The organism is Sphaerisporangium dianthi, assembly GCF_042654065.1.
GTDB classification, from domain to species: Bacteria; Actinomycetota; Actinomycetes; order Streptosporangiales; family Streptosporangiaceae; genus Sphaerisporangium; species Sphaerisporangium dianthi.
In genome coordinates, this window is the sequence record NZ_JBHSFP010000045.1 from 42,872 (window position 1) to 50,031 (window position 7,160).

Annotated in this window: 6 protein-coding genes and 1 pseudogene; 5 read left to right on the plus strand and 2 right to left on the minus strand. The window is 73.8% G+C overall.

From position 1 onward, the window contains the following. The first annotated feature begins 65 nt into the window (after positions 1–65). Positions 66–1,523, plus strand: a complete 1,458-nt coding sequence (locus tag ACFO60_RS37165; RefSeq protein WP_380850885.1) for a lytic transglycosylase domain-containing protein — start codon at positions 66–68, stop codon at positions 1,521–1,523. 112 nt (positions 1,524–1,635) lie between these two features. Here ACFO60_RS37165 and ACFO60_RS37170 read toward each other — a convergent pair whose 3' ends face one another. Further along, positions 1,636–2,592, minus strand: coding sequence for a ferrochelatase (locus ACFO60_RS37170; protein ID WP_380850888.1), 957 nt, complete (start codon positions 2,590–2,592; stop codon positions 1,636–1,638). A gap of 270 nt (positions 2,593–2,862) precedes the next feature. Between ACFO60_RS37170 and ACFO60_RS37175 the strand changes: the two genes are divergently transcribed. Together ACFO60_RS37175 and ACFO60_RS37180 are read left to right on the plus strand one after the other, a co-directional pair. Continuing rightward, positions 2,863–4,857 carry a S9 family peptidase gene (locus tag ACFO60_RS37175; RefSeq protein WP_380850891.1) on the plus strand — a complete coding sequence of 665 codons (1,995 nt, stop codon included), beginning with the start codon at positions 2,863–2,865 and terminating at the stop codon, positions 4,855–4,857. Then, on the plus strand, positions 4,854–5,666 hold the full coding sequence (locus ACFO60_RS37180) for an inositol monophosphatase family protein (protein WP_380850894.1): 813 nt from the start codon (positions 4,854–4,856) through the stop codon (positions 5,664–5,666). Before ACFO60_RS37175 ends, ACFO60_RS37180 begins: the two co-directional genes overlap by 4 nt. A gap of 59 nt (positions 5,667–5,725) precedes the next feature. On the opposite strand, the gene ACFO60_RS37185 is transcribed toward ACFO60_RS37180, so the two are convergent. Further along, positions 5,726–5,890, minus strand: a complete 165-nt coding sequence (locus tag ACFO60_RS37185) for a hypothetical protein (protein WP_380850897.1) — start codon at positions 5,888–5,890, stop codon at positions 5,726–5,728. Between the two features lie 316 nt (positions 5,891–6,206). Between ACFO60_RS37185 and ACFO60_RS37190 the strand changes: the two genes are divergently transcribed. Further along, positions 6,207–6,860 (plus strand): response regulator transcription factor, encoded by a 654-nt coding sequence (locus ACFO60_RS37190; RefSeq protein WP_380850900.1) that lies wholly within the window; start codon positions 6,207–6,209, stop codon positions 6,858–6,860. Next, a pseudogene (locus ACFO60_RS37195) lies at positions 6,857–7,160 on the plus strand (hypothetical protein); the annotation flags it as partial. The gene ACFO60_RS37190 and the pseudogene ACFO60_RS37195, both read left to right, overlap by 4 nt.

Sequence of the window (7,160 nt, forward strand, 5' to 3'; positions counted from 1 at the left end):
CGGCGCATCAAGTGATTTCCCGGCAACGTACACGAATACGGACTCTTGGGGCTAACGTGGGTCAAGTGTCCCCTCCCTCTCGGCTCGTGCCGGCGCGCGCCGTCATGGCCGGGCTGGCCCTGCTGACCGTCCTCGGCGTCGTGGCCGGCGGAGCATTCCTGATCACCCGGGACACGGCCGGCGCCGTGCCCGCGGCGGCCCGCACGCCCCTGGCCGGTGTCAGCGACCTGACGGCGCCGGTGCCGCCCTTCCCGGTCCTCACCCCCGGGCCGATCGTGGCCGGGTCGCCGTACCCGTCCTCGTCCTCGCCGGCCACCGCGCCGGCGTCCGCGACATCTGCCCCGTCCGCCTCGTCGGAATCGTCGACGCCCGGTTCCACGCCCGGCGCCCCGACCGCGCCCGGCCCGAGGGCCACGCCGAACCCGACGGCCGCGCCGAACGCGCCCGACGCCACGGCCGTCCCGGACACGACGGCCGTCCCGGACACGACGGCTTCGCCGGACGCGACCACTCCCGGCTCGGCGACGCCCCAGCGGGTGACCTCCACACCGCCCCGGCTGATCGCCGTCGCGCGCGAGCCGCTCACCGAGGCGGCGCTGCGCAGGGTCTCCGCGCTGAAGTACGTCACCAAGGTGTCGCTGGCCGACGCGGGAGCGGTGCGCTTCTCCACGGCCACGCTCAACCTGCTCGCCGTCGACCCGGCGGAGTTCCGCCCCTGGGCGCCGAAGGCCGTGGCCGCGGAGCCCGAGGTGTGGAACGCGCTGGCGCGCGGAGAGTTCGTCGCCGAGTCCAAGACGGCCGGCCGCTACATGCTCCGGCTCGGCGGCGAGTACGAGGCGGGCGCCGGGGCGCGGCTGCGGGTCGCCGCGTCGGCGCCGCTCGGCCTGCCCGGCGTGGACGGCGTGGTCGGCAAGGAGGTGGGCCGCGCGCTCGGCCTGGTCCCCGGCGTGGCGCTCCTCGTGCACACCCCGGCGGGCAAGGCGGCGGCCGTGGGCGGGTGGATGAAGCGGCACCTCGGAGCGGGCGCCCAGGTGGTCATGGTCGGCGCCCGCCGCGCGGCAGATCCGCCGCCCGTGCCGGTGGCCTCGCCGAGCGCGGCCCCCCCGACCGTGCTCGCGCGGCCCGGCACCTCCCTGGTCGGCAGGCCGGGCAACTACCTGGACCTGTACAGGATCTCGGCGCGGGTGTGCCCGGGCCTGTCCTGGACCGTGCTCGCCGCGATCGGGCAGGTCGAGAGCGGCCACGGCCGCAACAACGGCCCCTCCTCGGCGGGCGCGCTCGGCCCGATGCAGTTCATGCCGGCCACGTGGAAGGCGTACGGCGTCGACGGCGACGGGGACGGCAGGTCGGACATCTGGAGCCCGTACGACGCGGTGCCCTCCGCGGCCCGCTATCTGTGCGCCAACGGGGCGGGCCAGGGCGGGACGAAGCTCCGCTCGGCCGTCTTCCGCTACAACCACTCGTGGGACTACGTGAACAAGGTCCTCGGCATCGCCGGCGCCTACGCCCGCACGTACGCCTGAGCCCGCGGCCGGCGGCCCGCGGGACGCCGTACGGCGGCCTCGCCGCACCCCCTCTCGCCGGCGGCGCGGCGCCGGCGCGCGGCGCGCGGCCGCGGGGGAGAGGGACGCCGGGTCAAGGGCGGGGACGGGGGGCGGGGCAGCACAGGGCGGGGCAGGGCTCGGGCTCGGGTTCGTCCAGCAGCTCGCCGACCATGGAGACGAACCGCGGGTGGGTGCCCGCCGTCGCGGCCCGGGTGAGGTGCATGCCGAGGTCGCGGGCGACGCCGGCGGCCTCGGTGTCGAGGTCGTAGACGACCTCCATGTGGTCGGAGACGAACCCGATGGGCACCAGCACCGCGGCCCGCGTGCCGGCCGCGTGCAGGGCGGTGAGGTGGTCGCACACGTCGGGCTCCAGCCACGGCACCTGGGGCGGGCCGCTGCGGCTCTGCCACACCAGGTCCCACGGCCGGTCGCCCGCGACCAGCCCGGCGGCGGTGCGCAGCTGCGCCTCATAGGCCCCGCCGGACGGGCCGGCCGAGGCGGCCATGGAGGTGGGGATGCTGTGGGCGGTGAACACCAGCCGGGCGCCGTCGCGGTGCTCCTCGGGGAGCCGGGCCAGGGCCTCGCGGGTGTGGTCGGTCATCGCCGCGATGAAGCCGGGGTGGTCGTAGTAGTGGCGCAGCCGGACGATCTCGGGCGCGCCGGGGACTTCGGCGCGGGCTCGGGCGATGTCGTCCAGGTATTGACGGCAGCTCGAATAGGAGCTGTAGGCCGCGGTGATGAAGGCGGCCGCGCGGGTGACGCCGTCGGCGGCCATCTCTCTCATCGTGTCGCGCAGGAACGGCTGCCAGTTGCGGTTGCCCCAGTAGATCGGCAGGTCCACCTCGGGCCGCAGCGCCTCGATCAGGTCGCGGCACTGCTGGTTGATCGGGCTGACGCCGCCGAGCCCCTGGTAGTGGGCCTCCACTTCAAGGAGCCGCTCGCGGGGCACGCCGCGCCCCCTGACGACGTTCTCGAGGAACGGCATGACGTCTTCGGGCTTTTCGGGCCCGCCGAAGGAGACGATCAGCAACGCGTCGTAACGAGCCATGGATCCATCCAACCCCATCGGCAGGGGTGTGATGTCAGCGGAAGGGCTCACCCGTCGCGCGGACCGCGTGACGGCGGCGCCGCCGCCCGGTGGGCCGGGAGGGACGCGCCGCGGCGAGCCCGGTGGGGGAGGACGTGGCGGGTGAAGCCCGCGGGGAGGATTTGCCGTCAGCGAAACGGCGGCCGGGAGGAGTCCGCTGTCAGGAGAACGGCAGCTGGAGGGGGACACGGTGCTAGGGGCGCGGGAGCGCGGAGGGGTAGGTTCAGCGAAGTGAGCCTCTTCAAGGACATACGCGAATTTGTCGCCATTCCCAGACTGTTGTCGCTGCGGCTGTCTCCGGACGGCTCCCGGTTGGTGTCGGTCGTCCAGTCGCTCGATCCCGACGGGAAGTCCTACGGCACCTCCATCTGGGAGGTCCCGGCCGAGCCCGGCGGCGAGGCCGTCCGGCTGACCCGCTCGGCCAAGGGGGAGACCGGAGCCGAGTTCACCCCGGACGGCGACCTGCTGTTCGTGTCGCGGCGACCCGACCCGACCGTGAAGGACCAGCCCGAGGACGAGGTGCCCGCGCTGTGGCTGCTGCCCGCCAAGGGCGGCGAGGCGCGCAGGGTGGCCGAGCGGCCCGGAGGCATCGGCGCCGTCAGGACCGGCGGCGCCACCGTCGTCTACAGCGCGGACGTGCTCCCGGGGGAGGCGTCCTCGGAAGCCGAGCGCCGCAAGGCCAGGAAGGACGCCGGCATCAGCGCGATCCTCCACGAGGGGTACCCGATCCGCTTCTGGGACCACGATCTCGGCCCCGGGCGGACGCGGCTGTTCGCGGCCGGCCTTCCCGCCCTCGCCGAGCCGCGCGACCTGACCCCCGATCCGGGCGGCGCGCTGCTGGAGGCCTCCTTCGCGGTCACCCCCGACGGCTCCACCGTCGTCACCACCTGGGCCGTGCCGCTGCCCACCGGCGGAGTCCGGTTCGAGCTCGTGGCGATCGACGTCGCCACCGCGGAGCGGCGCGTCCTTGTGTCCGACCCAGAGTCCGACGTGTCGGGGCTGGTCACGGTCTCCCCGGACGGCCGCCGCGTCGCCTGCCGGCTGATGCGCCGCGGCACCCAGGACCGTCCGGTCGAGTACACGTTGTGGATCGGCCGCCTGGACGCGGAAGCGGGCGGCGCGGACGGCGGCCAGGCGAGCACCGCGGACCTGCTGGCCTCCGACGTCGCGTGGGCGCCCGACTCCGGCTCGCTCTACGCCACCGCCGACGACCACGGCAGGCGTCCGATCTTCAAGGTGGGCCTCACCGGCGAGTACGAGCGCCTCACCCCGCCGGACGGCGCGTACCAGGCGCTGTGCCCCTCGCCCGACGGGCGCGGCCTGTACGCGCTGCGCAGTTCCCCCGACGCCCCGCCCGTCCCTGTGCGCATCGACCTTGCGAGCGGCGAGATCGTCGAGCTGCCGTCCCCGGCCCCGAAGATCGAGATCCCCGGGACGCTCACCGAGGTGTCCGCGGTCGCCGACGACGGCGTGGAGATCAGAGGCTGGCTCGCGCTGCCCGCCGGAGCGTCGGCGGACAATCCCGCGCCGCTGCTGCTGTGGGTCCACGGGGGCCCCGTGGCGAGCTGGAACGACTGGATGTGGCGCTGGAACCCCTGGATCATGGCCGAGCACGGGTACGCGGTCCTGATGCCCGACCCGTGCCTGTCCACCGGCTACGGCCAGGAGATGATCGAGCGCGGCTGGGGCGACTGGGGCCCGCGCACCCACGCCGACCTGATGGCGGTCACCGACGCGTGCGTCGCCCGCCCGGACATCGACGGCGGGCGCACCGGCATGATGGGCGGGTCCTTCGGCGGCTACATGGCCAACTGGATCGCCGGGCACACCGACCGGTTCCGCGCCATCGTCACCCACGCCTCCCTGTGGAACCTGGAGCAGTTCGCCGGCACCACCGACGACGCCGAGTACTGGGAGCGGGAGTTCGGCCCGGTGGGAACCGATCTGTACCGCACGCTGTCGCCGCATCATTGGCTCGGCGAGATCACCACCCCGATGCTGGTCATCCACGGCGACAAGGACTACCGCGTGCCGATCGGCGAGGCGCTGCGGCTGTGGTGGGACCTGCGCAGGTCGTCGGTTCCGTCGAAGTTCCTGTACTTCCCCGACGAGAACCACTGGATCCTCAAGCCGGGCAACGCCGTCGCCTGGTACGAGACCGTGCTGGCCTTCCTCGGGCAGCACGTCCTCGGAGAGGACTGGAAGCGGCCGGAGTCGGTGGCATGACCGCCTTCCTGCGGCTGGCGGTGGACATCGCCCGCGAGGCGGGGGACATGCTCCTCGCCAAGCGCCCGGCGCGCCCGGAGGCGATCGAGACCAAGTCCAGCAGGACCGACGTGGTCACCGCCCTGGACCGCGCCTCGGAGGAGCTGATCAGGCAGCGCGTCAGGCGGGCGAGACCCGAGGACGCGTTCCTCGGCGAGGAGGAGGGCGAGACCGCCGGCGCCGAGACCGGAGAGGGGCGCGTCCGCTGGATCGTCGACCCCATCGACGGCACGGTCAACTTCATGTACGGCCTGCCGGACTGGGCGGTGAGCATCGCCGTGGAGGTCGACGGCGAGGTGGTCGCCGGCGTGGTCAACGTGCCGCCGCGCGGCGAACTGTACGCGGCGGCCAAGGGCGGCGGCGCCGAGCTGCTCCGCGAGGGCGTCCCGGCCGAACCGCTGCGGTGCAACACGGGCGTGCCGCTGCCCGAGGCGCTGATCGCCACCGGGTTCGGCTACCTGCCTGAGCGGCGGGCCGTCCAGGCCGAGGTGCTCACGCACGTGCTGCCGGTGGTCCGCGACATCCGCAGGGGCGGGTCGTGCGCGGTGGACCTGTGCTCGGTGGCGGCGGGACGGGTGGACGGCTACTTCGAGCGCGGCCCGCAGATCTGGGACTTCGCGGCGGGCGGCCTGATCGCCGTCGAGGCCGGGGCGATGATCGGCGGCCTCCACGGGCGGCCGGAGAGCCGCAGGCTCACGCTGTGCGCGGCGCCCGGCCTGTTCGAGGACCTGCGCGACCTTCTCACCCCCCTGAACCCGGAACGCGACTGAAAGAGCAAGGGCCCGCCCGCGGATGCGGGCGGGCCCTGACGCCGTGGCAAGGAGGCCGGTCAGCGCTGGATCGACACGCCGTTGTCGACGGCGATGCGGCGCAGATCCTCTATCTCCGCGGTGAGCGTGTCGGCGAGGAAGTCGTCGCCGCTCGTGCGCGCCTCCTGGAGACCTTTATAGGCCTGGTCGAGCCGGTGTGTGATCGTGCTGGTGAACTCGCCCATCTCACCTTCTTTCTCGAGGGGCGAAGGAGCAGTGCGGCCACGTACCGCCTGGGGAGATGCACAAGGTCTTCCCCGGCCGTGTGAGTGGGTCTTGCGGGTCTACCCACCGTCCTGTCGCGCTTAAACCAGCTATGCCCTATGTCCGTGGTGTGCTTTATGTCACGCGTCCGCCGCACTGTGGACGCGTGCTTACCATGCGCTTAAGCCGAATGTGGCAAGAATGAGCCTGCGAGAGGTAGAGCCGGGGCGCACGAGCGCCGGGCCGCCCGCAGGGGTTCGATCGCGCTAGGTCGGGACTACAGGAGGTGCCAGGGCCGTGCGAGTGCTTGTGGTGGAGGACGAGCGCGTGCTCGCGGACGCGATCGCGACGGGGCTGCGCCGCGAGGCGATGGCCGTCGACGTGGCCTACGACGGCGCCGGCGCGCTCGAGCGCACCGGCTACATCGACTACGACGTGATCGTGCTGGACCGCGACCTGCCGAAGATCCACGGCGACGAGGTGTGCAGGCGGCTGGTGGCCGGCCGCTCGGCCTCGCGCATCCTGATGCTCACCGCGTCGGGCGAGGTGGACGACAAGGTCGAGGGCCTGGAGCTCGGCGCCGACGACTACCTGGCCAAGCCGTTCGCCTTCATGGAGCTCGTGGCGCGCGTGCGCGCGCTCGGCCGCCGCTCGGCCCCGGCGCTGCCGCCGGTGCTCGAGCGCTCGGGCATCCGCCTGGACCCCGGCAAGCGCCTGGTGGCCAGGGACGGCAACGAGATCGCGCTCACCAAGAAGGAGTTCGCCGTCCTTGAGGAGCTGATGCGCGCCGAGGGCGCCGTCGTCAGCCAGGAGGACCTTCTGGACAAGGCGTGGGACGAGAACATCGACCCCTTCACCAACGTGGTGCGGGTCACCATGATGACCCTGCGCAAGAAGCTCGGTGAGCCGGCGGTGATCGAGACCGTGCCGGGAGTGGGTTACAAGCTGTGAGCGACGAACGCGACGCGATGCCGGCTCCCGACGGCGGCCGCCCGACCTTCGCCGCGCCCCAGCCGGTCATCGTCCCGCCCGGCTCCCCGCTGCCCGCCGGGACGCACGACGCCGACGCCGTGCCGGGGCCGGCGACGCTCTCGGTCCGCGCGGGCGCGCAGAGCCCGCCCATGGCGGCGGGCGGGCAGCGGCAGGCCGGCGCGGGCCCGGTGGGCGGGCAGCGTCCCGCCGCTTCCAGATCGCCCGAGGGCGGGCAGCGCGCGGCGGGAGCCCAGCCGCAGGCGGCCGGCGCCGGGGGCG